The following is a 23,165-nucleotide window of genomic DNA, read 5'->3' as shown; positions in this document are numbered from 1 at the left end:
AGTACTTCAACAACAAGACGTCCTATCGCCATGAGCACCTTCTCTCGCTTTGGCGGCCTGCTGCTGGCCGCTGCCTTGCCCCTGGGCGCACAGGCCGAACTGCCGGCCGAGCGTATCGAGCCGAGCATTCACGCCGAGCTGGCCGCGCACACCAGGCACTTCGCCCAGCAGATCTACCGCGTCGCGGGCAATGTCTATTCGGCGGTCGGCTGGCAGTTGGGCAACGTGGTAATGATCGAGGCGCCCGAGGGGCTGATCATCGTCGACACCGGCGAGTCGGTCAGCGAGTCGCGTAAGATCATGGCCGAGTTCCGCAAGCTCAGCGACAAGCCGATCAAGGCGGTGGTCTACACCCACTTCCACCCGGATCACATCAACGGCGTGCAGGCGTTCGTCAGCCGCGAGCAGGTCGAGCGCGGCGAGGTGCAGATCTATGCCCACGAGACGCTGCTGCAGAACGTGGTGGCGCAGGGCGCGCTGGTCGGGCCGATCCTCGGCGTGCGCTCGGCCTACAGCTTCGGCTCGTTCCTGCCGGCCAGCGATCAGGAGGGGATGAACGCCGGTATCGGTCCGCTGGCCAAGGCCGAGCCGTCGTCGTTCATCGCTCCGACCGTGACCTTTGGCGAACGCCTGGACACCAGGATCGCCGGTCTCGACGTGCAGTTTCTGCACGTCCCCAGCGAGGCGCCGGATGAGATCATCCTGTACCTGCCGGACAACCGCGTGCTGATCAGTGCCGAGGTCGATCAGGGGCCGACCCTGCCGAACATCCATACGCTGCGCGGCACCAGGTTCCGCGACCCGGTGCAGTGGGTCGAGAGCCTGGACAAGCTGCGCGCCTACCGGGCCGAGCATATGGTGCCGCTGCATGGTCGCCCGGTCAGCGGCCAGGACAGGGTCGAGGAAGTGCTACGCATGACCCGCGACGGTATCGCCTACATCCATGACCAGACCGTGCGCTGGATGAACAAGGGCCTGACCCCGGACGAGCTGGTTGAGCAGGTCAAGCTGCCGCCGCACCTGGCCGGCTACACGCCTTATCTGCGCGAGTACTACGGCACGGTGAAGCACAGCGTACGGCAGATCTACAACGGCTACCTGGGCTGGTTCCAGGGCGACCCGGTGGCCCTCGACCCGACCCCGCCGCGGCTGCAGGCCGAGCGGCTGATCGCCCTGGCCGGCGGTCGTGAAAAGCTGTTGCTGGAGGCCGGCAACGCCTATCTGAAGGGCGACTATCAGTGGGCCGCCGAGCTGGCCGGCTACGCCATCCGCGTCGACCACGACGACAAGCTGGCGCGCGAAATCAAGGCGCGCAGCTTTCGCAAGCTGGGTTACGCCAGCATGAACATCAACTGGCGCAACTGGTACCTGATGAGCGCCATGGAACTGGAGGGCAAGCTCGACGGCGACGCCATCCGTCAGCGCTCGCTGGAAATGCGCAAGGTGTTCCTCTCGCCGGACATGGTGCGCAGCTTCACCCCGCAGAGCTTCCTGCAGAACTGGGTGACCCGCATCGACCCGCAGAAGGCCGGCGATCTGGAACTGACCCTGGGCTTCAGCTTTCCCGATGTGGACGAGCAGTGGGCGCTGGAGGTTCGGCGCGGCGTCGCGCAGCTGCACAAGGGTATTCCCGAAGGCACCGAGCTGCGCCTGAGCATGGACAAGCGCTTCATGGAAACCCTGCTGACCGGCGAGGGCGGCCTGGTCAAGGGGGGGCTGCTGGGCGATGTGAAAGTCGATGGCAACCTGCTGGAGATTCGTCGTTTCCTCGCCTGCTTCGACTTCGCCGACGAGGCGTTCGGATTGACGCTGCGCTAGGGCGCGCCAGTCGAAAGAAGGGCGGTGTGCTGCCGTTCGGCTGGGCACACTGCAGGTTCATCCATTCGGAGGCTGACGATGAACCTGCTGTCTTTCGCCAAGGGCGCCCTGGCCATGTTCTGGCTGGTGGCGCTGCTCAATCTCTTCTACCCCTTCGCCGCGCCGCTGGGCGGCTGGGTCAACTGGGCCGCCCTGGCGGTGCTGCTGGCGCATGTGGGCGAGCTGGTGCTGTTCGGCTCGCGCCTGCGGGGCCTGCCGCTGTTGTGGTGGCAGCGCCTGCAGGTGCTGCTGTTTGGTGTTTTGCATTTGCAGACGCTGCGTTGAGCTCCGATGGTCCTGGTGCGCGCAGCGCACCCTACGATGGGGCGGCCCCGTAGGGTGCGCCATGCGCACCAGCTCTACCGGGAAACGCCATGGTGCGCGCAGCGCACCCTACGATGGGGCTCGGCTCCCGTAGGGTGCGCCATGCGCACCAGCTCTACCGGGAAACGCCATGGTGCGCGCAGCGCACCCTACGAGGAGGGCGCGGCTTCCGTAGGGTGCGCCATGCGCACCAGCTCTACCGGGAAACGCCCCGGTGCGCACAGCGCACCCTACGATGGGGGCGGCTCCGTAGGGTGCGCCGTGCGCACCAGCTCTACCGGGAAACGCTACGGTGCGCGCAGCGCACCCTACGGGCGCTATTGCACGAACAGCTGCTGCACCACCGAGAAATCCTGCTTGCCCTTGCCCTGTTTGAGCAGCAGGCGATACAGCTGCAGCGCCAAAGCGCCCATGGGCGTGCTGTTGCCGCTGTGGCTGGCGGTTTCCTGGGCCAGGCCGAGGTCCTTGGCCATCAGCTCGGCCATGAAGCCGCCGCTGTAGCCCTTGGACGCCGGGACGTTCTCCATCACCCCGGGCCAGGGGTTGTACTTCTCCAGTGTCCAGTTGCCGCCGGAGCTCTGCCGCATGATCTCGGCCAGCACCGCCGGCTCCAGGCCATTGGCCACGCCCATGGCCATGGCTTCGGCAGTGGCGATCATCTGCACGGCGAGCACCTGGTTGTTGCACACCTTGGCCACCTGGCCGGCGCCGTCCGGGCCGGCATGGAAGATGTTTCTGCCCATGGTGGCGAGGATCGGCCGGGCTTTCTCCAGCGCCTGGGCCTCGCCGCCGACCATGAAGGTCAGGGTGCCGGCGGCAGCGCCAGCCGTGCCGCCGGACACCGGCGCATCGAGCAGGGCGACGCCGCGCTCACGGGCAGCGGCATGTACCTTGCGCGCGGACTCCGGGGCGATGGTCGAGCACTCGATCACCAGCGTGTCGGCGGGCAGCCGCGCGAGCAGGCCGTCTTCGCCCAGGTACAGGCCTTCCACATGGCGGCTGGCCGGCAGCATGCTGATCACCACCTGTGCCTGATCGCTGGCCTCGGCGGCGCTCTCGGCTGCCACCGCGCCTTCGCCGGCCAGGGTGTCGACGGCGCTGCGCACCAGGTCGAAGACTTTCAGCGGATAACCCGCCTTGAGCAGGTTTCGGGCCATGGGCAGGCCCATATGGCCGAGGCCGATAAAGGCGATCTGGGTCATCTCGGTTCTCCTTTCGTGTTTTTGCCAGCTATTGCCCGGCTTTGAACAGGTCGTTGAGTTCGGCGAAGGAGGTGGCATCCCTGGCGAAGTCGCAGTTGCCGCGCCGCAGCTCTCGCGCGGCGCGCAGGAAGCCGCCCAGGGCTGTGCGTGCCAGGCTGGAGCCGACGCTGACCCGGCGTACGCCCAGCTCACTCAGGTCATCCAGGGTCAGCGCGATCCCGGGCAGGCCCATCAGTACGTTGACCGGCCGTGGCGCAACGGCGCGCACCACGGCGTCGATCTGCTCGCGCGTGGTCAGCCCTGGCGCATAGAGCACGTCCGCTCCGGCTTCAGCATAGGCCTCGAGCCGCTTGAGGGTGTCGCGCAGGTCCTGGCGCCCGTGCAGGAAGTTCTCCGCGCGGGCGCAGAGGGTGAAAGGAAAGGGCAGGCTGCGCGCCGCGGCCACCGAGGCGCGGATGCGTTCCACCGCCAGCTCCAGGGGATAGATGGGCGCATCCACACGTCCGCTGGCATCTTCGATGGAGCCGCCCACCAGTCCGCAGGCGGCGGCCTGCAGCAGGGTGTCCGCACAGCCTGACGGGTCGTCGGCGAAGCCGTTCTCCAGGTCGGCTGCCACCGGCAAGGGCGTGGCGGCCACGATGGCGCGAGCATTGGCCAGGGTTTCCTCGCGGCTGATCAGACCTTCGCCATCGGGGCGGCCAAGCGCAAAGGCCAGGCCGGCGCTGGTGGTGGCCAGGGCTTCGAAACCCAGGGCCGCGAGTATCTTCGCCGAGCCGGCATCCCAGGGGTTGGGCAGTACCAGCAGCTCGTCGCGTTGATGCAGGGCCCGGAAGGTCAGGGCTTTTTGCAACTGCTTGTCGTCCATGCCGGTACTCCTCTGAGGGCGTCGTGTCTGCTCTATCGCGAATGAATTCGCTCCGTGACCGATACCCCGGATTGCACTCGGGCTACGGGGCATATGTAGGGTGCGCCGTGCGCACCGAGTCGGCGCAGGTTCCTACAGATCCGCCAACGGATGTTCACCCTCCCAGGCCGGCGCGAAGTGCGCTTCGATCACCGCCTCGGGAATCGCGGCCACGTCCGGCCAATGCCAGTGCGGCGTCTGGTCCTTGTCGATCAGGCGAGCGCGCACGCCTTCGGGGAAGTCCGGGTGGCGGCAGCAATTCAGGCTCATGGCGTATTCCATGCGGAACACCTCGGCCAGCGACAGGTGCCGCGCGCGGCGGATCTGCTGCCAGACCAGGTGCGCGGTCAGCGGGCAGCCATGGGCCAGGGTCTTGGCGGCGCGGGCGAGCAGGGCGTCGTCATCCTGCTGCAGGGCGCTGATGGCCTGAACCGCCGCCGGCAGGTCGGCGACATCGAGCAGCTCGTCGATACGCTCGCGGCGCGGCAGCCACTGGGCCGCCGGCAGTTCGCCGCGCGCCTCGTTCTCCAGTGCGCGCAGCAGGCTGTGCAGTTGCGCGGCCGGCTGCTCGCGCCAGTTCAGCTGCACCAGGCCTTCGAGCAGGGCATCCTGCTGGTCGTCGCGCAGAAAGCGGTCGGCCAGGTTCAGGTCCAGCGCATCGCGGGCGTTGATGCTGGCGGCGGTGAGGCCGAGAAACAGGCCCAGACGCCCCGGCAGACGGGCAAGGAACCAGCTGCCGCCGACATCCGGATACAGGCCGATATTGATTTCCGGCATGCCCAGTCGGCTGCTCGGCGTGACGATGCGGACGCCGGCGCCCTGCATCAGGCCCATGCCGCCGCCCAGCACGTGGCCGTGGGCCCAGCAGATGAAGGGTTTGGGATAGCTGTGGATGCGGTGGTCGAGGCGGTATTCGTCGGCGAAGAAGCGCCGCGCCAGCGGCGGCACCTCACCGGGGTGTTCGCGGCACCGCTGCACCAGCTGCACCACGTCGCCGCCGGCGCAGAAGGCTTTCGGGCCGTTGCCGCGCAGCATCACGCAGGCGATGGTCGGGTCTTCGGCCCAGGCTTGCAGGCGCGCATCGAGCGCCTGGATCATCGGCAGGGTGAGAGCGTTGAGGCTCTTCTCGGCGTCCAGGCTGGCGATGCCGATGCGGTAGCCATGCAGGCTGGGGCGTTCTTCGAATTGCAGGTTCATAGGGGTTTCCAGCGTAGGGCGGATGACACTTTATCCATCCACCGTGCGGTTATTGGGTTGCCGATTGTGGTGCGCACGGCCTGGGCGGCCCCGCGGCACCCTACGGAGCCGCGACTCATTTGTTGCGCCACTGCGGGTCGCGTTTTTCCAGGAAGGCGTTGACGCCCTCGCGGGTATCGTCGGCGTCGAACAGGTCGACGAAGCGCTCGCGCTCTTCCGGCAGCCAGGTGTTCGGGCCGCGCTCGCGCGCGCCCTGGATCAGCGGCTTGATGGTGCGCACCGCCACCGGGCTCTGCCGCGCCACCTTGGCGGCCAGCAGCAGGGCGCTGCCGCGCGCCTCGCCGGTATCCACCACCTGCTCGACCAGGCCGATGCGCAGGGCGGTTTCGGCGTCGATACGCTCGCCGCAGAGGATCATGCGCTTGGCCCAGCCTTCACCCACCAGCCAGGGTAGCGCCTGGGTGCCGCCGGCGCACGGCAGCAGGCCCACGGCCGCTTCCGGCAGGGCCATCTGCGCCTGGCGTTCGGCGATGCGGATGTCGCAGGCCAGGGCGCATTCCAGGCCGCCGCCCATGGCGTAGCCGTTGATCGCGGCGATGGACACGCCGCGGAAATCGCGCAGGGTCTCGAAGGCTTCGCCGAAGCGTCGGGCCATCTCGCGGGCGCGCGCCTTGTCGCCGTCGGCGAACATGTTCAGGTCGGCGCCGGCGGAGAAGAACTTCGGTCCCTGGCCGGTCACCACCAGGGCGTAGACCTCGTCGTCACGGTTGAGGTGCTCGACCACCTGCTTGAGGCCGATCAGCGAGTCGCGGTCCCAGGTGTTGGCCGGCGGATGGTTGATGGTGATCAGCGCGGTATGGCCGTGCTTTTCCACGGTCAGCTTGTGGGTCAGGTCGAAGATGCCGGATTTGTAGGTTTCCAGTGCGGTAGTCATGAGATTCCCCGTTATGGCTTCATTGTAGGAGCCCAGGTGTTGGCGACCTCGTCGAGATCGCCGGCCACCGGCGCCTGCGGGTGCGCTGTCTGGTTCAGAGCAGGCGATCGAGCATGCCGCCCTGCTGCAGCAGGCGGCGCGCGACGATCACCCGCATGATCTCGTTGGTGCCTTCCAGTATCTGGTGTACACGGGCATCGCGTACCCAGCGTTCCAGTGGATAGTCATTCAGATAGCCGTAGCCGCCGTGCAGTTGCAGGGCTTCGTTGCAGACGCTGAAGCAGTGATCGGTGGCGAAGCGCTTGGCCATGGCGCAGTAGAGGCTGGCCTCGCCATGGCCGCGGTCGAGCTTGTGCGCGGCCAGGCGCACCATCTGCCGGCTGGCGGTGAGGTCGGTGAGCATGTCGGCGAGCTTGAACTGCAGCGCCTGGAATTCGCTGAGGGGCTTGCCGAACTGTTTGCGTTCCTCGACGTAGCGCAGGCTCTGCTGCAGCGCCGCCTGGGCCGCGCCGAGCGAGCAGCTGGCGATATTCAGACGCCCGCCGTCGAGGCCCTTCATGGCGTAGACGAAGCCTTCGCCCTCGGGGCCGATGCGGTGGCTGGCGGGGATGCGCACGCCGTCGAAGGTGATGGTGCGGGTCGGCTGCGCCTTCCAGCCCATCTTGTCCTCGTTGCGTCCGTAGCGCACGCCAGGGGCATCGGCCGGCACCAGGAAGCAGGAGATGCCCTTGGCGCCGTCCTCGCCGGTGCGCGCCATGACGATCAGCACATCGGTCGAACCCGCGCCGGAGATGAAGCATTTGCTGCCATCGATGACGTAATCGTCGCCGTCACGCCGCGCGCGGGTGCGCAGGTTGGCGGCGTCCGAGCCGGCATCCGGCTCGGTCAGGCAGTAGGAGGCGAGCAACTGGCCGGAGGCCAGGCCCGGTAGCCAGGCGTCCTTGAGCTCGGCACTGGCGAAGCTGGCGAGCATCCAGGTGGCCATGTTGTGGATGGTCAGGTAGGCGGTGGTGGCTACGCAACCGGCCGCCAGCTGTTCGAAGATCAATGAACTGGACAGCCGTGACAGCCCCAGCCCGCCATCCTCCTCCTTCAGATAGAGGGCCAGATAGCCCTGCTCGGCGGCGCGGCGGATCACCTCCAGGGGGAAGTGGTGGTCGCGGTCCCAGTCCGCGGCATGGGGCGCCAGTTCCCGCGTGGCAAAGGCGCGGGCACTGTCGGTCAGCAGGCGTTGCTCGTCATTGAGTTCGAAGTCCATGGCATCTCATTGCAAGGTCAGGGGTTGGCCGCCGGCCCGGCGCTCGGCCTGCCAGTCGGCGAGGCTGGGCAGCGCCGTGCTGGCGTCGAGGCGGTCGACGATTTCGAAGTAGTCCTGCTTGAGCGGGTCCTTGAGCACCTCGTCGCGCGGCTTCACTTTCACCGCGTAGACCGTCTGCAGGTTCTGGTGATCGAAGGCGCGCCATTGCTGCTCGCCCTTCAGCAGGCTGTAGCGGTGGCCCTCCAGCGCCTTGATCAGCGCTTCGCTATCGAGGCTGTTGGCGCGCTTGGCGGCATCGGCCCACTGCTGGACGATGCTGTAGGCCGAAGCGGCGGAGCTGGAGGGGTACATCTGGTAGCGGGTCTTGAAGGCCTGGACGAAGGCTTCGCCACGCGCGGACTTCTCCAGCGCCGGCACGCGCCAGGTCCAGGGTTCGGTGCCGATCACGCCCTGCATCAGGTCCGGGCCGGCTTGTTCGACCATGCTCTGGGTGAGGTTGGGGGCGACGATCTGCATGCGCTCGGTCAGGCCCAGGTCCTTGGCGATGCGCATGGCGCGCACCAGGTCCTCGCCGAACAGCACCAGGGCGAGGATGTCGGCCTTGCTCGCGGCGGCCTGGGTCAGGGCATCCTGATAATCGGCCAGGCGCGCGCCAGGGAAGGGGACGCGCACGCCGGCGTGCTGGGCGGCGTTGTCGCTCGAAGTGGCCTGGCGCAACGAAGCCTCGCTGGTATGGCCCCAGGTGTAATCGGCCGTGACGTAGAAGTAGCGCTTGTTCGGCAAGGTCTTGCTCAGGTACTGGCCGAGCACCTTGGCGCTCATCCAGGCGTTGTTGCACTCGCGGAACATGTAGCGGTGGCCGTCCTTGCCGGTGGTGTCGTTGGAGTAGGTGAGGGTGCCGAAATACAGCAGGCCATGCTGCTTGGCGCGTTTGCCGGCGGCGATGGCCACGGCGCTGGAGGCACCGCCGAAGAGCATCACCGCGCCTTCGGCGGCCAGCTTGTCGACGTTCTTTTCCGCCTTGGCCGGGCGCGAGGCGGTGTCCTTGCTGGACAGGCGCAGGGGCCTTCCCAGCACGCCGCCAGCGGCATTGATCTCGTCGATGGCCAGCAGGGCTCCACGCATCTGCGCCAATCCCTCCTCCTTGTATGGTCCTGTGCGCGGGTAGTTGAGCCCGAGGGTGATCGGCTCGGCAGCTTGCACGCAGGCGGTAACCCCGGCCCACAGGGCCAGGATGGCTGTGAGTTGGCGCATTGCAGTTCTCCTTGTTTTTGTTCTGCAGAGAACCGTTTTACGCCGCTCGTCCAGTTCGGGTGATCGTCTATTAGTCTAAGAAAGCATCACCCAGTTCTCATTTCAGCTGGATAGTCATGTTCGGACCCTCGCCGAGTGGCTTGTCGTCGAACCAGCGGGTCGTGACCGTCTTGGTTTCGGTGTAGAAACGCACCGCCTGCTTGCCGTAGGCGTGCAGGTCGCCGTAGAACGAACCCTTCCAGCCGGTGAAGGAAAAGAACGGCAGCGGCACCGGAATCGGCACGTTGATGCCGACCTGGCCGACCTCCACCGCGTGCTGGAAGTGCCGCGCGGCGCCGCCGGAGCGGGTGAACAGGCTGGTGCCGTTGCCGTAGGGGCTGGCGTTGACCAGTTCGATGGCCTCTTCCAGGCTGTCCACCTCCATGCACACCAGCACCGGGCCGAAGATCTCCTCGCGGTACAGGCCCATCTTCGACGTCACGCCGCGGAACAGGGTCGGCCCGACCCAGTTGCCGTCCGGGTAGCCCTCCACCGTGCACTGCGAACCGTCGAGCAGGCACTCGGCGCCCTCGGCCTTGCCTTCATCGATCAGGCGCAGCACGCGCTGGCGTGCCTGCGGGCTGATCAGCGGGCCGTAGGCGGCGCCGCCATCCTGCCAGTGACCGGGGCGCAGTGCGGCCATCTGCGTCGCCAACTCGTCGATCCACTGTTTTGCCTCGCCGACGAACACCGCCACGCTGATCGCCATGCAGCGCTGCCCGGCGGCGCCGCAACTGGCGCCGAGCAGGTTGCTGAGCACCTGATCCTTCGGCGCGTCCGGCATGATCACCATATGGTTCTTGGCTCCGGCGAAGGCCTGCACCCGTTTCAGGTGCTGGGTGCCGGTGCGGTAGACGTGCTGGCCCACCGTTACCGAGCCGACGAAGGACACCGCGCGTACCGCCGGGTGCACCAGCAGGGCGTCGACCTGCTCGCGACCGCCATGCAGCACCTGCAGCACCCCGGCCGGCGCGCCGGCCTCGAGGAAGAGTTCGGCCAGACGGTTGGGCGTCATCGGGTCCTGTTCCGACGGCTTGAGGATGAAGGTATTGCCGCAGGCGATGGCCAGCGGAAACATCCACAGCGGGATCATCGCCGGGAAATTGAACGGGGTGATGCCGACGCACACGCCCAGCGGCTGAATCCAGCTGGCGGTGTCGATCTCGCGAGCGACGTTCTCCACCGTCTCGCCCATCACCAGGCTGGCGATGTTGGCGGCATGCTCGGCCACTTCGATGCCGCGCCACACATCGCCCTTGGCATCGGCGAAGGTCTTGCCGGTTTCCGCGGCGAGAATCTCCGCCAACTCGTCGTGATGTTCCTTGAGCAGATGCTGGTAGCGCAGCATCAAGCGGGCCCGCTCCGATACCGGCACCTCGCGCCAGGCGAGAAAGGCCTGCTGGGCGCTGGCCACGGCCGCCTCGATTTCCTCGGCGGTGGCCTTGGGGGCGAGGGCGAGCACCTCCTGGGTGGCCGGGTCAGTGACTTCGATCAGTTCGTGAGCCTGGCTGGCGCGCCATTGACCGTCGATCAGTTGCGGCAGGGTACGGGGCATGCTCGCCTCCTTTGTTCTTGTACCGTCTCTTTATAGCCACTCGACGCCGCCTTGTGGATTGACGATCTTGGCCTGCGGATGGACGATCTTGTCATTCATGAGCGTTTGCAAGGAATGATCGTCATGGGCCTGCGGGTGGAAACCTCCAACTGGCCGCTGCCACTCGGCGGGCAGCGCTTCATCACGCCGCCGCGCCTGCGCCGCCTGCTGGTACGCCATCCGCTCAGCTCGGGCTGCTATCCCCTGGCCATGGGCTTCTACCCTGACGCGGCCGGACACCAGATGCGGCGCCTGCAGCCGGACGATCACCTACTGATCTATTGCCGCTCCGGCAGGGGCTGGCTGGAAGCGACGGATGGACGATTCGAGGTTGCTGCTGGCGATCTGCTGCTGCTGCCCAAGGACGTGCCGCATGCCTATGGCGCCGATGGGCAAAGCCCCTGGACGATCTATTGGGTGCACTTCGACGGCAGCCTCAGCGAGGACTTCCTGCGTCTGCTGGGCGCGCAGACGCTGCGGCGCATCGGTGTGCAGCCGCGTTTGCTCGGCGACTTCGAGGCGCTGCTGGGTCTGCAGCGGCAGGGCCTCAACGCCTTGCCCTTCATCCATGCTGCGCACCGCCTGCAGGCGATGCTCAGCTCCCTGGCGGTGCTGCCGGCGCGGGTCAGTCTGAAATCCGGGCGGGTGCTGGATATCGAAGCGGTGCAGGCGGTGATGCGCGCCCACCTGCACGGCAACCTCAACCTCGACGAACTGGCGGCGCAGTTCAAGCTCTCGCGCTTTCACTTCGCCAAGACCTACCGCGCGCTGACCGGCCATGCGCCGATCCAGGACTTCATCCAGCTGAAGATGGCGCTGGCCTGCCGTCTGCTCGACCGTGGCGATATCGAGGTGCGTCAGGTCGCCGAGCAGCTGGGTTACGAGGACCCCTATTACTTCTCGCGGCTGTTTCGCAAGGTGGTGGGCATGGCGCCCAGCCATTACCGGGCGCTGCATCAGGGCTAGCAGGCTGTTGAAAACTACCTGCGTTGCCATTGCTGCGTTAAAAACAGCCTCGTGCGCGAGTCCGAGCTAGGCGCCCCCATCAAAATGCTCATTTACAACACGTAAAGTCGGACGCGACCCCGGTCGTTTTTCGGCTGTTTTTGCGGGGCCGCCATCGGTATTGCACTGGCTGCCTCGCCTACGTTTTTCAACGGCCTGCTAGTCGCGCGTCCGCTACACCCGCGCGATGGTCGCCAGGCCGGTGGCCACCAGCTTCTCCTGGCCATCTTTCAGGGCGAACACATCGGCCCGGCAGACTGCCTGGCGCTGCCCGGCCTTGAGCACTTCGGCGCGGCACAGCAGGCGTTCGCCGAGCGCCGGGGCAAGCAGGTTGAGTTTGTATTCGCTGGTGACCACGTCGCCGACCATCGACGCCGCGGCCCAGGCGCAACCGCTGTCGACCATGAAACCGACCACCGCGCCGTGCATGTAGCCATGGTGCTGGCACAGGTCGGGGCGGCTGCGTACCTGCAGGCTGACCCGGCCCGGCGCGAAGTCGAGCAGCTCGGCGCCGAGCAGTTGGGCGAAGGTGGAGTGGGCGAGCGCCTGTTCCAGACGCTCGCGGCTGATGCCGATGGAGTCGCTCATGTGACCTCCTGCGCGGGCTGTGCGAGAGAGTCTCGACCGCCGCGTGGGCATGGGCAAGCTGCATCCAGTTGCCTGATGAGGCTGCATAGCAGAGGCTTCAGGCGAGCAGGCGCTTCCACAGGTTCAGCTCGTCGGCGAGCTCCTGTCTCAGTTCGCCGAGCGGTTGCTCCAGACCCAGCTTCGCCTGCGCCGGCAGCGGCTCGGGCAGCGACCGGTTGCTCTGCAGAGCGCTGGCCAGCAGTACCAGATCCGCCAGGTCGGCAGCGCCGTCATGCTGGCGTTGCCATTGGCCAAAGAGGCGCGTGGATTCGATCACTGCCGAGGGCAGCTGCCAGCGCGTCAGAATCAGAGCGCCGAGGTCACCGGACAGCTGGTCGCACAGCTCGTGCAGCGTATCGCTCTCGCGCGGCACGTTCGGCCAGTGCTCCAGCTCCGAGAGCAGCGGCAGGCTGCCGATGTCCTGCAGCAGGCCGCCGAGCATGGCGTCGTCCAGCGACAGGCCGGTGCGCTGGGCCAGGACCGCGCAGTGGGCGGCGCGCTCTCGGGCGCTGCGCCAGCGCGTGCGAAAGGCCTGCTGCAGGGCCGGTTCGGTACTGGTGAACAGATGCTGCAGGCTGAAGCCCAGCACCAGATCGGCCAGCTGGCGGGTGCCCAGGCGGCTCAGCAGTTCGCGCAGCGAGCTGCAGGCGCGGTCGCCACGCAGCAGGGGCGTGTTGGAAAACTGCATCAGGTACGCGGCCAGCGGCGGGTCGCCGGTGATCACCCGGGTCAGCTGTTCCAGGGAGGTTCGCGGGTCATCCAGCAGCTTGCGGATGCGAACGGCGGCTTCAGGCATCTGCGGAATCCTGGCTTCGCCCTTGAGGAAGCGGTTGAGCAACGCCATGCGCAGGGTATCGGTAGAGGTGGGCATCGGCTTGGGTTCATCGGTTGAGGCGATGCCGGAAAGGCTAGCAAAGCATCCTGCGTGGCGCCGGCAAGCGCTTTCTTGACTTGCATCCCCCCCTTCTCTAGCGTGCCTGCACTCGTTTTGTCGCTGCAGGAACTGTCATGACCGAAGATCGCATCAAGCTCGAAGCCAGCTGGAAACACGCGCTGCGCGAGGAGTTCGACAAGCCCTACATGAAGGAGCTGCGCGAGTTCCTGCGGGCGGAGAAGGCCGCCGGCAAGGAGATCTATCCGCCGGGCCCGCTGATCTTCAACGCCCTCAATTCCACGCCGCTGGACCAGGTCAAGGTGGTGATCATCGGCCAGGATCCATACCACGGGCCGGGTCAGGCGCACGGGCTGTGCTTCTCGGTGCAGCCGGGCGTGCAGACGCCGCCGTCGCTGGTGAACATCTACAAGGAACTCAAGCGCGACCTCAATCTCGACATCCCCGCCCACGGCTACCTGCAGAGCTGGGCCGATCAGGGCGTGCTGCTGCTCAACACCTCGCTGACGGTGGAGCGCGGCAATGCCGGCTCGCACGCGGCCAAGGGCTGGCAGCCGTTCACCGACCGGGTGATCGAGGTGGTCAGCGAGCATCAGCCCAAGGTGGTGTTCCTGCTCTGGGGCAGCCATGCGCAGAGCAAGCAGCGCCTGATCGACCCGACCAAGCATCTGGTGCTGCGTTCGCCGCATCCATCGCCGTTGTCCGCCCATCGCGGTTTCATCGGCAACGGTCATTTCAGCCGCTGCAACCAGTTCCTCGCACAGAACGGCATGAGCCCCATCGACTGGCGTCTGCCGGCGCTATAGCCGCGATTGCAGCCTATGGCTCAGGGGCAGGCTGCGCGCGCCCGTCGTTTCAACGGCTGGCTACCGACTCGCCCGCTTGGCACTGCTGCGCGGCCAGGTCGGCCTGCAGGCTGCTCAGGCGCTGCTGTGCCCGTCTGAGCTGCGAGTCGTCGGCCTGCGCGATGAGGTCGACGATCATCTCGGCCATGGCCTGGCGATTGGCCTGGTAGCTGGCCTTGTAGGCGTCGGTGTAGAACCGTTCGCGCTCCTGCAGCAGCGCCGCCATGCGTGCGTCGAAGTCATCGCCGCGGCGTGCCTCGAGCGCTTCGCGCAGGGCCTGCTGCCAGGCCAGGCGGTTGTCCAGCCACACCCGATTCTGCGCGCCCAGGCCCTCGGCCCAGTCGTCGACCCGTTGGCGCTGCGCCGCGTTGAGCTTGCCGAACCAGGGCTGCAGGCGCTCGCTCATGCGCTCGGCGCGGCGGGCGATCTGCTGCTCCAGCGGCGGTTCGAGAAACTCTTCGCGCAGTTCGGCGTTCTGCTCGTCGAGGGCGGCGAACAGTTGCTCCACCTGGCGCGGGCTCAGGCCGCGCAGCAGCTCGGTGGCGCTCGGGGTGATCTCCACGGCGATGCGCTGCATGGCGCTGTCGAAGGCTTCCAGCTGGCCGGCCAGAGCCTGGCTGTCGCGGCTGCTCAGCGCTTGCCGGCTACGCTCCAGCCAATCCACATAGCGCGGCAACTCCACGCTGCAGTGCCAGCTCAGGTGCTCCTGCAGCTGCGGTTTGAGCCAGGCCTTCTGTTCGCTGTTCAGGGCCACGTAGTCGCCGAGCTTCCAGGGAATCAGCCGGTCCAGATTGCGGTAGGCCAGGTCGATGCGGCTGCAGGCACCGAGCAGCAGGCTGAGGACCAGTAGCAGGAGCAGGGATTTGCGCATGGGCGTGGTCTCGCAAGGCTTGAGACCCTGAGCCTAATCCCCGGGGAGGAGGGTGCAAGGGGGCGGAAATATTCGCTTAAGACTTTGCCGTTTCGTTGGCTACGCCCCGCGCACCAGCCAGGCGTCGTCCAAATGCATCCCGGAAAATAAAAAAACCGCCCCGAAGGGCGGTTTCCATGTCGCAGGTTGCGCTCAGCCACCGAGGTAGGCGTCGCGTACCTTCGGGTCGTTGAGCAGCTCTTCGCCGCTACCTTGCATGACGATGTGGCCGTTCTCCAGCACATAGCCACGATCGGCCAGCTTCAGCGCCTGGTTGGCGTTCTGCTCGACCAGGAAGATGGTCACGCCGTCTTTGCGCAGTTGCTCGATGATGTCGAAGATCTGCTGGATGATGATCGGCGCCAGACCCAGCGACGGCTCGTCGAGCAGCAGCAGGTTGGGCTTGCTCATCAAGGCACGGCCGATGGCGAGCATCTGCTGCTCGCCACCGCTCATGGTGCCGGCACGCTGGGCGAAGCGCTCCTTCAGGCGCGGGAACAGGTGCAGGACCTTGTCCAGTTGCGCCTGATTCTCCGCCTTGTCGCCGAAGAAGCCGCCCATGGCCAGGTTTTCCTCGACGGTCAGGCGGGCGAACACGCGACGGCCTTCCGGCACGATGGCGATGCTCTTGCGCATGATCTCCGGGGTATCCATGCCCACCAGCTCTTCACCCAGGTAACGGATGCTGCCGCTGGTGGCGCGCGGGTTGCCGCACAGGGTCATCAGCAGGGTCGACTTGCCGGCGCCGTTGGCACCGATCAGGGTGACGATCTCGCCTTTCTGCACTTCGATGCTGACATCGTGCAGCGCCTGGATCTTGCCGTAGAAGGTTGAGACGTTGTTGAAGCTCAGCATGGATTACGCCTCCCCCAGATAGGCTTTGATCACGTCCGGGTTGTTGCGGATGTCGTCCGGCGTGCCGTCGGCCAGGGGAGTGCCCTGGTTGATCACGTAGATGTGGTCGGAAATGCTCATCACCAGCTTCATGTCGTGCTCGATCAGCAGCACGGTGACGTTGTGTTCGTCACGCAGCACGCCGATCAGCGCCTTGAGGTCTTCGGTCTCGCGCGGGTTGAGGCCGGCGGCCGGCTCGTCGAGCATCAGGATGCTCGGGCGCGTCATCATGCAGCGGGCGATTTCCAGGCGACGCTGCTGACCGTAGGCCAGGGTACCGGCACTGCGGTTGGCGAAGTCCACCAGGTTGACCTGCTCCAGCCAGTAGGCGGCAAAATCCATGGCCTCGCGTTCGCTGCGGCGAAAGCCCGGGGTCTTGAACAGGCCGGCCAGGTAGCTGGTGTTGAGGTGGCGATGCTGGGCCACCAGCAGGTTTTCCACCGCGGTCATGTCCTTGAACAGACGCACGTTCTGGAAGGTCCGCACCACGCCCTTGCGCGCGATCTTGTGGCCCGGCAGGCCTTCGATCGACTCGCCGTTCAGGCGGATGCTGCCGGAGGTCGGCTGGTAGAAGCCGGTCAGGCAGTTGAACACGGTGGTCTTGCCGGCGCCGTTCGGGCCGATCATCGAGACCACCTGCTTTTCCTTGACGTTGAGGCCCACCTCGTTGACGGCCAGCAGGCCGCCGAAACGCATGGTCAGGCCGCTTACTTCGAGAATCGTGCGGCTCATCGCTTCAGCTCCAGGTGGGGACGTTGCATCGGCAGCAACCCTTGCGGGCGCCAGATCATCATGAAGATCATGACCAGACCGAAGAACAGCATGCGGTACTCACTCAGTTCCCGCATTTCCTGCAGCATCACCATGACGATGGCAGCGAGGATCACGCCCAGCTGCGAGCCCATGCCGCCGAGTACCACGATGGCGAGGATCATCGCCGACTCGATGAAGGTGAACGACTCCGGCGTCACTAGGCCCTGACGCGCGGCGAAGAAGCTGCCGGCGAAACCTGCCAGGCTGGCGCCGATGGTGAAGGCCGAGAGCTTGATCACGGTCGGGTTCAGACCCAGTGCACGGCAGGCGATCTCGTCCTCGCGCAGGGCTTCCCAGGCGCGACCGATCGGCATGCGCAGCAGGCGGTTGACCAGGAACAGGGTCAGCAGCACCAGCAGCAGGGCGATCAGGTAGAGGAAGATCACCTTGTACTGCGAGTTGTAGGCGATCTCGAAGAAGCCATGGAAGGTCGGCATGTCCGCCGGCACGCGGCGCTCGAAGGACAGACCGAACAGGGTCGGCTTGTTTTCGTTGGCGATGCTCAGACCGTTGGGGCCACCGGTGTACTCGGTCATGTTGCGCAGCAGGATGCGGATGATCTCGCCGAAACCGAGGGTGACGATGGCCAGGTAGTCACCGCGCAGGCGCAGCACCGGGAAGCCCAGCAGGAAGCCGAACAGCGCCGCCATCATGCCGGCCAGCGGCAGGCAGATCCAGAAGCCCAGACCGAAGTAGTGCGCCAGGATCGCGTAGCTGTAGGCGCCGACGGCGTAGAAACCGACGTAGCCCAGGTCGAGCAGACCGGCCAGGCCCACGACGATGTTCAGGCCGAGGCCGAGCATCACGTAGATCAGGATCAGCGTGGCGATGTCCACCGCGCCGCGGCTGGCGAAGAACGGCCACACCAGTGCCACCATGACCATCGCCAGGATGATCCAGCGCTGGGTGGAGGGCAGGGTGAGGAAGTTGCCGATCTGGCCGGAGCCGCTGGGCAGCTTGGGCAGTTGGGCCCAGGCCGGGGTGATGCGGTCACGCAGCAGTTGCCAGAGGAAGATCAGCGCGGCGGCGCCGCCGATGCACCAGAGTTCGAAGGCGGTGGCGCCTTCCACGCGCAGGCTGATGCCCACGGTGGTCAGCTTCAGGCCCAGGACCGGGTAGGAGATGATCAGCACCAGCAGGGCGCTGAAAATCGCGGATTTGAGGCTCTTGATGGTGGTGAGGCTCATACCTTTTCCACCTCCGGGCGGCCAAGGATGCCGGTGGGACGGAACAGCAGCACCAGCACCAGCAGGCTGAACGCCACCACGTCCTTGTATTGATCGCCGAAGATATCGGCGCCGAAGGCTTCGGCCACACCCAGCAGCAAGCCGCCGAGCACCGCGCCCGGAATGCTGCCGATACCGCCGAGTACCGCGGCGGTGAAGGCCTTGATGCCGGCGAGGAAGCCCAGGTGCGGGTTGATCACGCCGTAGTTCATGCCCAGCAGCACCGAGGCGATGGCGGCCAGCGCCGCGCCGATGACGAAGGTCAGGGCAATGATGTTGTTGGTGTTGATGCCGAGCAGGTTGGCCATCTTCAGGTCTTCGGCGCAGGCGCGGCAGGCGCGGCCCAGGCGCGAACGGGAGATGAACAGGGTCAGACCGATCATGGCGACGAAGGTCACGATGAAGATCAGCACCTGCATGTAGGACACCACCACGCCGTTGGCGGCGCTTTCACCGAGGATGAAATTGCCAGGCAGCAGGCTGGGGATGGCCTTGTCCTTGGAGTCCTGTGAAAGCAACACGGCGTTTTGCAGGAAGATCGACATGCCGATCGCGGAGATCAGCGGGATGAGACGGTTGCCGCCGCGCAGTGGGCGGTAGGCCACCCGTTCGATGCTGTAACCGTAGGCACTGGTGACGATCATGGTGGCGGCGAACGCCGCGATCATCACGAAGGGCACGGCTTCCAGGCCGAACATGGCGAGGCCGGCGATCACGGTGAAGGCTACGTACGAGCCAATCATGTAAACCTCGCCATGGGCGAAGTTGATCATGCCGATGATGCCGTAGACCATGGTGTAGCCGATGGCGATCAGGGCATAGGTGCTGCCAATGGTCAGCCCATTGAGCAGCTGTTGCAGGTAGTGATAAAGATCAGGCATTGCCTAACTCCTGGGCGCTTGCGTAAAGCGGCGCTTGTGGCGCAGCGCGAGGCCGGAATTCTTCTAATAAACAAAGCCCACTGCTGGAGGCAGTGGGCTTTGGCTCAGACAGGAAGCTTACTTGGCTTCGGACTTGGTGCCGTCCTGGTGCCACTCGTACACCACGAAGCTGAAGTCCTTCAGATCGCCCTTCTCGTCGAAGGCCAGGGTGCCGGTGGGGGTGTCGAAGCTGTTGGCGCGCAGGGCTGCGGCCACTTTGGCGGTGTCGGTATCGCCGGCTTTCTCGATGCCTTCAGCGATGACCTGAACGGCAGCGTAGGCTGGGAACACGAACGGACCGCTCGGGTCTTCGTTCTTGGCCTTGAAGGCCTCGACCAGCGCCTGGTTCTTCGGATCCTGGTCGAAGGACTTCGGCAGGGTCACCAGCAGACCTTCGGAGGCGGGACCTGCGATGGCGGAGATTTCCTTGTTACCCACGCCTTCCGGACCCATGAACTTGACGTTCAGGCCACGCTCCTTGGTCTGGCGCAGCAGCAGGCCCAGTTCCGGGTGGTAGCCGCCGTAGTAGACGAAGTCGACGCCAGCCTGATTCAGCTTGGCGATCAGAGCGGAGAAGTCCTTGTCGCCGGCGTTGATGCCTTCGAACAGGGAAACCTTCACGCCTTTGCCTTCCAGGGTCTGCTTGACCGCGGTGGCGATGCCTTCGCCGTACTGCTGCTTGTCGTGGATGACGGCAACGTTCTTCGGCTTGACGTGGTCGGCGATGAAGTTACCGGCGGTCGGGCCCTGCAGGCTGTCCAGACCGATGGTGCGGAACACCAGCTCGTAGCCACGAGCGGTGATGTCCGGGCTGGTGGAAGCCGCGGTGATCATCAGGATGCCTTCATCTTCGTAGATGTCGGAAGCCGGTTGAGTGGAGCTGGAGCACAGGTGGCCAACCACGAACTTGACGCCGTCGTTGACGATCTTGTTGGCAACGGCCACGGCCTGCTTCGGATCGCAAGCGTCGTCATAGACCACGCCTTCGAGCTGGGCGCCGTTCACGCCGCCAGCCTTGTTGATCTGCTCGATGGCCATCTTGGCGCCGATGAATTGCATCTCACCGTACTGAGCGACGGCACCGGTCACCGGACCGGCCAGGCCGATCTTGATGTTGTCGGCCGCCATCGAATAGCTGGCCGCCCCCGCCAGTGCCATTGCCGCGAACAGCTTGGAAATCTGCTTAGTAGCCTTGTTCATGAGTGCTCCACTCTTGTGTTTATCGTTGTTGTAGTTCTTGCGGCCGAAGCTGCAGAACCGGGTCCATTATCCCGGTAAAGCCTCCGGCAACTGTACCGGAGCAGTTTAGAGCGCGAATTTGCGCCTTGAAAAGCCGGTAGCTGGAGGCGAAACACGGGGGTGTCGCGTAATTGCAAGGAATGTATAGAAAAACGGCGTGGCTTCAGTCGGTTGGCGAGCGTCGTGCGGTTGCCAGAGGGGCTGCTGACGCTATCATTGCGCGCCCTCATTCACGCCATCGACACAGGCCACACCATGACGGATCAATCTAGCACCCTCTATGCCAAGCTGCTTGGCGAAACCGCGCCGATTCGCTGGCAGGAATTGCAGCCTTTCTTCGCCCGTGGCGCGTTGCTCTGGGTCGAGGGCAATCAGGATCTGGTCGCGGTCGCGCAGGCCGTGGCCGAGAACGATCAGGCACGTGTCGCGCAGTGGATGAGCGAGGGGCTGGTGGGCCGCCTCGAGGATGCGCGTGCCGAAGATCTGCTGACGCGCGATCCGCAGCTCTGGGCCGTGGTGGTGGCGCCCTGGGTGCTGGTGCAGGAAAGGGCAGGGGACGGGACGCTGCACTGAACGAGGGCGCAGCAGCGCAGCGGCGATCGGTCTAGACTCTGCGAACGCTCCCGTCAGGGAGTTCCAGACGCGCAGTTTCAAAGGAGGGGACCATGTTCGAACCTGGCCATCTGCACCGCAGCAATCCGCCTGGCCTGGGCGGGCAGCCGGCGTACAGCATCGATTTCTACTACGAGGTCCGCAAGGACTCCCCGGAGGGTCCCATGCTGCATGGGCGCCTGGTGGGCGAGATCGACGGCAAGGCCTTCGAGGAAGTCTTCGAGATGCACCGCGATACAGCCTTCAACTTCGCCAGCGTGATATCCCGGCTGGTGGCCAAGCATGGTCTGCACCCCAACAACAGCCCGATCATGCGTGCGCACAAGGAGTATGACGCGATCTTCGAGGACATCCGCGCCAAGCTGCACGCCAAGCCGGGCGAGGCGGTGAACCTCGACCATGTGGAGCGCGACGGCCTGTAGCCTTCGCGCGCGACCAACGTTCGGGCGAAAAAAAACCGGATCATTCGATCCGGTTTTTTGTTTCATTCATCTATCAGGCGGCCGCGAAACCGGCGGGGTAGGCCAGGCTGGCCTGGCTGCTCTGCACTTCGGCGATGGTCTCGCGTACCACCTGCTTGGCCAGGCAGGCGCACTTGCCGCACTGGCTGGCGATGCCCAGGGTGCCGCGGACTTCACGGTAGCTGCAGCAGCCTTCATAGACCGCGTCGCGGATTTGCGTATCGGTGACACCTTCACAGAGGCAGACGTACATAAGCAAGGCTCGTCTTGGTAGTTCTGTTCGATGGGTCGGATACTAATGTTAATGAGAATGCTTGTCAAAGATCGATTGCGAATGCTCGCATCTCCTGACGAACGGTGCAGGCCCCAGGCCTGATATGAAAAAACCGGCGTGCGCCGGTTTTTTCATGAGCGGGTTGCCCCTACTGATCGAACTCGTCCCAGCCGCCCATTTCCTTCCAGCGGTTGACGATGCCGCAGAACAGCTCGGCCGTCTTTTCGGTGTCGTAGCGCGCCGAGTGCGCCTCCTTGCCATCGAACTCGATGCCGGCGGCCTGGCAGGCCTTGGCAAGCACGGTCTGGCCGTAGGCGAGGCCGGCCAGGGTGGCGGTATCGAAACTGGAGAAGGGATGGAAGGGGTTGCGCTTGATTCCGCAACGCGCCACCGCGGCGTTGAGAAAGCCCAGATCGAAGCTGCTGTTGTGGCCCACCAGGATGGCGCGCTTGCAGCCGGCCGATTTGATCGACTTGCGCAGGCCCTTGAAGATCTCGCCCAGGGCATGCTCCTCGCTCACCGCCATGCGCAGCGGGTGATCGAGCTTGATGCCGGTGAACTCCAGCGCTGCCGCCTCGATATTGGCGCCCTCGAAGGGCTCGATGCGGAAGAAGTGCGTGTGATCCGGATAGAGAAAGCCGCCCTCGTCCATGGCGATGGTGGTCGCGGCGATTTCCAGCAGGGCGTCGGTGGCGCAATTGAAGCCACCGGTCTCGACGTCCACTACCACCGGCAGGTAGCCGCGAAAGCGCGCGGCCATCGGGGTGCGCGGGCCGGCAGGCAGGCTGGGTTCGAGCTCGTCGTCGTAGCTGTCTTCGCTCACGCCTGGCCCTCCAGCAGCTTCCAGCGCAGGGTTTCGCCGGCACGCAGCGGTACCACGCTGTTGTCGCCCAGCGGCAGGCTGGCCGGCACGGTCCATTCCTCACGCGCCAGGGTGATGCTGTCGCTGTTGCGCGGCAGGCCGTAGAAGTCCGGGCCGTGGAAGCTGGCAAAGGCTTCCAGCTTGTCCAGCGCCTTGCGCTGTTCGAACGCCTCGGCGTACAGCTCGATGGCGGCGAAGGCGGTGTAGCAGCCGGCGCAGCCGCAGGCGGCTTCCTTGGCGTGCTTGGCGTGCGGAGCCGAGTCGGTGCCGAGGAAGAACTTGACGTTGCCGCTGGTGGCCGCGTCGAGCAGGGCTTCCTGGTGCACGTTGCGCTTGAGGATCGGCAGGCAGTAGAAGTGCGGGCGAATACCGCCAACTAGCATGTGGTTGCGGTTGTACAGCAGGTGGTGCGCGGTGATGGTGGCGCCGACGTTGGCCGAGGCCGCCTCGACGAACTGCACCGCGTCACGGGTGGTGATGTGCTCGAACACCACTTTCAGCGTGGGGAAGCGCTCGACCACGCGGGTCAGATGCTCGTCGATGAAGGCCTTTTCGCGGTCGAACACGTCGATCTCGGCGCGGGTCACCTCGCCATGCACCAGCAGCAGCATGCCGACTTCGGCCATGGCTTCCAGCGCCGGGAAGATCTTGTCGATGCTGGTGACGCCCGAGTCGGAGTTGGTGGTGGCACCGGCCGGATAGAGCTTGGCCGCATGCACGAAGCCGCTGGCCTTGGCCGCGCGGACGTCCTCGGGGCTGGTGTTGTCGGTGAGGTAGAGCACCATCAGCGGCTCGAAGCGGCTGCCGGCCGGGCGCGCAGCGAGAATGCGCTGGCGATAGGCGTCGGCCTCGGCGGCATTGCGTACCGGCGGAACCAGGTTGGGCATGATGATGGCGCGGCCGAAAGTGCGCGCGGCATCGCCGACGGTGTGTGGCAGCACCGCACCATCGCGCAGGTGAATGTGCCAGTCATCGGGACGCAGGAGAGTCAGGCGGTCGGACATGGGGGTTTCCAGGCGGGT

The 23,165-nt window shown here is 65.6% G+C and carries 24 protein-coding genes; 6 read left to right on the top strand and 18 right to left on the bottom strand.

The features are described 5' to 3' along the window. Positions 1 to 30 precede the first annotated feature (30 nt). Positions 31 to 1,818, top strand: coding sequence for an alkyl/aryl-sulfatase (locus L1F06_RS17590; protein WP_129481569.1), 1,788 nt, complete (start codon positions 31 to 33; stop codon positions 1,816 to 1,818). Between the two features lie 78 nt (positions 1,819 to 1,896). Continuing rightward, positions 1,897 to 2,142, top strand: coding sequence for a DUF1145 domain-containing protein (locus L1F06_RS17585; protein WP_003245652.1), 246 nt, complete (start codon positions 1,897 to 1,899; stop codon positions 2,140 to 2,142). A 356-nt stretch (positions 2,143 to 2,498) separates the two neighbouring features. Here L1F06_RS17585 and mmsB read toward each other — a convergent pair whose 3' ends face one another. The 7 genes from mmsB to L1F06_RS17550 all read right to left on the bottom strand — a co-directional run bounded on the left by mmsB (position 2,499) and on the right by L1F06_RS17550 (position 10,524). After that, positions 2,499 to 3,383 carry a 3-hydroxyisobutyrate dehydrogenase gene (gene mmsB, locus L1F06_RS17580; protein ID WP_129481568.1) on the bottom strand — a complete coding sequence of 295 codons (885 nt, stop codon included), beginning with the start codon at positions 3,381 to 3,383 and terminating at the stop codon, positions 2,499 to 2,501. A gap of 28 nt (positions 3,384 to 3,411) precedes the next feature. Continuing rightward, positions 3,412 to 4,248 (bottom strand): isocitrate lyase/PEP mutase family protein, encoded by an 837-nt coding sequence (locus L1F06_RS17575; protein ID WP_129481567.1) that lies wholly within the window; start codon positions 4,246 to 4,248, stop codon positions 3,412 to 3,414. 132 nt (positions 4,249 to 4,380) lie between these two features. After that, positions 4,381 to 5,484, bottom strand: coding sequence for an enoyl-CoA hydratase/isomerase DspII (dspII, locus tag L1F06_RS17570; RefSeq protein ID WP_129481566.1), 1,104 nt, complete (start codon positions 5,482 to 5,484; stop codon positions 4,381 to 4,383). Between the two features lie 115 nt (positions 5,485 to 5,599). After that, complete coding sequence (locus L1F06_RS17565) at positions 5,600 to 6,418, bottom strand: enoyl-CoA hydratase (RefSeq protein ID WP_003245646.1); 819 nt, start codon at positions 6,416 to 6,418, stop codon at positions 5,600 to 5,602. A 94-nt stretch (positions 6,419 to 6,512) separates the two neighbouring features. Beyond that, entirely contained in the window at positions 6,513 to 7,676 is a 1,164-nt protein-coding gene (locus L1F06_RS17560; protein WP_003245644.1) for an acyl-CoA dehydrogenase family protein, read from the bottom strand. Between the two features lie 6 nt (positions 7,677 to 7,682). Then, positions 7,683 to 8,930 carry a substrate-binding protein gene (locus L1F06_RS17555; RefSeq protein ID WP_003245642.1) on the bottom strand — a complete coding sequence of 416 codons (1,248 nt, stop codon included), beginning with the start codon at positions 8,928 to 8,930 and terminating at the stop codon, positions 7,683 to 7,685. 97 nt (positions 8,931 to 9,027) lie between these two features. Then, the gene (locus L1F06_RS17550; RefSeq protein ID WP_129481565.1) at positions 9,028 to 10,524 is read right to left on the bottom strand and encodes a CoA-acylating methylmalonate-semialdehyde dehydrogenase; all 1,497 of its coding nucleotides are present in this window, start codon (positions 10,522 to 10,524) and stop codon (positions 9,028 to 9,030) included. 123 nt (positions 10,525 to 10,647) lie between these two features. Here L1F06_RS17550 and L1F06_RS17545 point away from each other — a divergent pair, with 123 nt between their 5' ends. Next, a complete protein-coding gene (locus tag L1F06_RS17545; protein ID WP_003245638.1) occupies positions 10,648 to 11,529 on the top strand; it encodes an AraC family transcriptional regulator in 882 nt (293 codons plus the stop codon). A gap of 213 nt (positions 11,530 to 11,742) precedes the next feature. Here the strand turns inward: L1F06_RS17545 and L1F06_RS17540 are convergent, their stop codons facing one another. Beyond that, positions 11,743 to 12,156, bottom strand: a complete 414-nt coding sequence (locus L1F06_RS17540; RefSeq protein WP_003245635.1) for a PaaI family thioesterase — start codon at positions 12,154 to 12,156, stop codon at positions 11,743 to 11,745. A 97-nt stretch (positions 12,157 to 12,253) separates the two neighbouring features. Further along, positions 12,254 to 13,066, bottom strand: a complete 813-nt coding sequence (locus L1F06_RS17535) for an HDOD domain-containing protein (RefSeq protein ID WP_129481564.1) — start codon at positions 13,064 to 13,066, stop codon at positions 12,254 to 12,256. Between the two features lie 137 nt (positions 13,067 to 13,203). Between L1F06_RS17535 and ung the strand changes: the two genes are divergently transcribed. After that, positions 13,204 to 13,893 (top strand): uracil-DNA glycosylase, encoded by a 690-nt coding sequence (gene ung / locus L1F06_RS17530; protein WP_012017976.1) that lies wholly within the window; start codon positions 13,204 to 13,206, stop codon positions 13,891 to 13,893. A 49-nt stretch (positions 13,894 to 13,942) separates the two neighbouring features. Here ung and L1F06_RS17525 read toward each other — a convergent pair whose 3' ends face one another. From L1F06_RS17525 to L1F06_RS17500, 6 genes are all read right to left on the bottom strand, one after another. Continuing rightward, positions 13,943 to 14,803 carry a DUF6279 family lipoprotein gene (locus L1F06_RS17525; protein WP_129481563.1) on the bottom strand — a complete coding sequence of 287 codons (861 nt, stop codon included), beginning with the start codon at positions 14,801 to 14,803 and terminating at the stop codon, positions 13,943 to 13,945. 192 nt (positions 14,804 to 14,995) lie between these two features. Beyond that, the gene (locus tag L1F06_RS17520; protein WP_003245626.1) at positions 14,996 to 15,697 is read right to left on the bottom strand and encodes an ABC transporter ATP-binding protein; all 702 of its coding nucleotides are present in this window, start codon (positions 15,695 to 15,697) and stop codon (positions 14,996 to 14,998) included. Positions 15,698 to 15,700: 3 nt separating this feature from the next. After that, positions 15,701 to 16,468 (bottom strand): high-affinity branched-chain amino acid ABC transporter ATP-binding protein LivG, encoded by a 768-nt coding sequence (livG, locus tag L1F06_RS17515; protein ID WP_003245625.1) that lies wholly within the window; start codon positions 16,466 to 16,468, stop codon positions 15,701 to 15,703. Next, on the bottom strand, positions 16,465 to 17,736 hold the full coding sequence (locus tag L1F06_RS17510) for a high-affinity branched-chain amino acid ABC transporter permease LivM (protein ID WP_129481562.1): 1,272 nt from the start codon (positions 17,734 to 17,736) through the stop codon (positions 16,465 to 16,467). The genes livG and L1F06_RS17510 overlap by 4 nt, the downstream gene beginning before the upstream one ends. Next, positions 17,733 to 18,656, bottom strand: a complete 924-nt coding sequence (gene livH, locus L1F06_RS17505; RefSeq protein ID WP_003245622.1) for a high-affinity branched-chain amino acid ABC transporter permease LivH — start codon at positions 18,654 to 18,656, stop codon at positions 17,733 to 17,735. Before livH ends, L1F06_RS17510 begins: the two co-directional genes overlap by 4 nt. 117 nt (positions 18,657 to 18,773) lie before the next feature. Continuing rightward, positions 18,774 to 19,895 (bottom strand): branched-chain amino acid ABC transporter substrate-binding protein, encoded by a 1,122-nt coding sequence (locus tag L1F06_RS17500; RefSeq protein ID WP_012017980.1) that lies wholly within the window; start codon positions 19,893 to 19,895, stop codon positions 18,774 to 18,776. A 294-nt stretch (positions 19,896 to 20,189) separates the two neighbouring features. Between L1F06_RS17500 and L1F06_RS17495 the strand changes: the two genes are divergently transcribed. Then, positions 20,190 to 20,507, top strand: a complete 318-nt coding sequence (locus L1F06_RS17495; protein ID WP_012017981.1) for a DUF2288 domain-containing protein — start codon at positions 20,190 to 20,192, stop codon at positions 20,505 to 20,507. A 92-nt stretch (positions 20,508 to 20,599) separates the two neighbouring features. After that, entirely contained in the window at positions 20,600 to 20,968 is a 369-nt protein-coding gene (locus L1F06_RS17490; RefSeq protein WP_003245616.1) for a DUF5064 family protein, read from the top strand. A 73-nt stretch (positions 20,969 to 21,041) separates the two neighbouring features. Here L1F06_RS17490 and L1F06_RS17485 read toward each other — a convergent pair whose 3' ends face one another. The 3 genes from L1F06_RS17485 to pyrC all read right to left on the bottom strand — a co-directional run bounded on the left by L1F06_RS17485 (position 21,042) and on the right by pyrC (position 23,147). Next, positions 21,042 to 21,260, bottom strand: a complete 219-nt coding sequence (locus L1F06_RS17485; protein ID WP_003245614.1) for a bacterioferritin-associated ferredoxin — start codon at positions 21,258 to 21,260, stop codon at positions 21,042 to 21,044. 169 nt (positions 21,261 to 21,429) lie between these two features. Beyond that, on the bottom strand, positions 21,430 to 22,104 hold the full coding sequence (gene rnt / locus L1F06_RS17480; protein WP_003245612.1) for a ribonuclease T: 675 nt from the start codon (positions 22,102 to 22,104) through the stop codon (positions 21,430 to 21,432). After that, positions 22,101 to 23,147 (bottom strand): dihydroorotase, encoded by a 1,047-nt coding sequence (gene pyrC / locus L1F06_RS17475; RefSeq protein WP_129481561.1) that lies wholly within the window; start codon positions 23,145 to 23,147, stop codon positions 22,101 to 22,103. The genes rnt and pyrC overlap by 4 nt, the downstream gene beginning before the upstream one ends. Positions 23,148 to 23,165: the final 18 nt, after the last annotated feature.

Source organism: Pseudomonas hydrolytica, assembly GCF_021495345.1.
Taxonomy (GTDB): domain Bacteria; phylum Pseudomonadota; class Gammaproteobacteria; order Pseudomonadales; family Pseudomonadaceae; genus Aquipseudomonas; species Aquipseudomonas hydrolytica.
Note: the sequence above shows the minus strand (reverse complement) of the source record. Positions and strands in the feature narration are given on the sequence as shown.

Excerpts from the sequence above, each read along its gene's own strand:
- L1F06_RS17490 (WP_003245616.1), top strand. The coding sequence starts at position 20,600 with ATGTTCGAACCTGGCCATCTGCACCGCAGCAATCCGCCTGGCCTGGGC.
- L1F06_RS17540 (WP_003245635.1), bottom strand. The coding sequence starts at position 12,156 with ATGAGCGACTCCATCGGCATCAGCCGCGAGCGTCTGGAACAGGCGCTC.
- L1F06_RS17545 (WP_003245638.1), top strand. The coding sequence starts at position 10,648 with ATGGGCCTGCGGGTGGAAACCTCCAACTGGCCGCTGCCACTCGGCGGG.
- L1F06_RS17550 (WP_129481565.1), bottom strand. The coding sequence starts at position 10,524 with ATGCCCCGTACCCTGCCGCAACTGATCGACGGTCAATGGCGCGCCAGC.
- L1F06_RS17590 (WP_129481569.1), top strand. The coding sequence starts at position 31 with ATGAGCACCTTCTCTCGCTTTGGCGGCCTGCTGCTGGCCGCTGCCTTG.
- L1F06_RS17485 (WP_003245614.1), bottom strand. The coding sequence starts at position 21,260 with ATGTACGTCTGCCTCTGTGAAGGTGTCACCGATACGCAAATCCGCGAC.
- L1F06_RS17575 (WP_129481567.1), bottom strand. The coding sequence starts at position 4,248 with ATGGACGACAAGCAGTTGCAAAAAGCCCTGACCTTCCGGGCCCTGCAT.
- L1F06_RS17510 (WP_129481562.1), bottom strand. The coding sequence starts at position 17,736 with ATGAGCCTCACCACCATCAAGAGCCTCAAATCCGCGATTTTCAGCGCC.
- L1F06_RS17565 (WP_003245646.1), bottom strand. The coding sequence starts at position 6,418 with ATGACTACCGCACTGGAAACCTACAAATCCGGCATCTTCGACCTGACC.
- dspII (WP_129481566.1), bottom strand. The coding sequence starts at position 5,484 with ATGAACCTGCAATTCGAAGAACGCCCCAGCCTGCATGGCTACCGCATC.
- mmsB (WP_129481568.1), bottom strand. The coding sequence starts at position 3,383 with ATGACCCAGATCGCCTTTATCGGCCTCGGCCATATGGGCCTGCCCATG.
- livG (WP_003245625.1), bottom strand. The coding sequence starts at position 16,468 with ATGAGCCGCACGATTCTCGAAGTAAGCGGCCTGACCATGCGTTTCGGC.
- L1F06_RS17535 (WP_129481564.1), bottom strand. The coding sequence starts at position 13,066 with ATGCCCACCTCTACCGATACCCTGCGCATGGCGTTGCTCAACCGCTTC.
- L1F06_RS17500 (WP_012017980.1), bottom strand. The coding sequence starts at position 19,895 with ATGAACAAGGCTACTAAGCAGATTTCCAAGCTGTTCGCGGCAATGGCA.
- pyrC (WP_129481561.1), bottom strand. The coding sequence starts at position 23,147 with ATGTCCGACCGCCTGACTCTCCTGCGTCCCGATGACTGGCACATTCAC.
- L1F06_RS17495 (WP_012017981.1), top strand. The coding sequence starts at position 20,190 with ATGACGGATCAATCTAGCACCCTCTATGCCAAGCTGCTTGGCGAAACC.
- L1F06_RS17520 (WP_003245626.1), bottom strand. The coding sequence starts at position 15,697 with ATGCTGAGCTTCAACAACGTCTCAACCTTCTACGGCAAGATCCAGGCG.
- livH (WP_003245622.1), bottom strand. The coding sequence starts at position 18,656 with ATGCCTGATCTTTATCACTACCTGCAACAGCTGCTCAATGGGCTGACC.
- L1F06_RS17585 (WP_003245652.1), top strand. The coding sequence starts at position 1,897 with ATGAACCTGCTGTCTTTCGCCAAGGGCGCCCTGGCCATGTTCTGGCTG.
- L1F06_RS17555 (WP_003245642.1), bottom strand. The coding sequence starts at position 8,930 with ATGCGCCAACTCACAGCCATCCTGGCCCTGTGGGCCGGGGTTACCGCC.
- L1F06_RS17525 (WP_129481563.1), bottom strand. The coding sequence starts at position 14,803 with ATGCGCAAATCCCTGCTCCTGCTACTGGTCCTCAGCCTGCTGCTCGGT.
- L1F06_RS17560 (WP_003245644.1), bottom strand. The coding sequence starts at position 7,676 with ATGGACTTCGAACTCAATGACGAGCAACGCCTGCTGACCGACAGTGCC.
- ung (WP_012017976.1), top strand. The coding sequence starts at position 13,204 with ATGACCGAAGATCGCATCAAGCTCGAAGCCAGCTGGAAACACGCGCTG.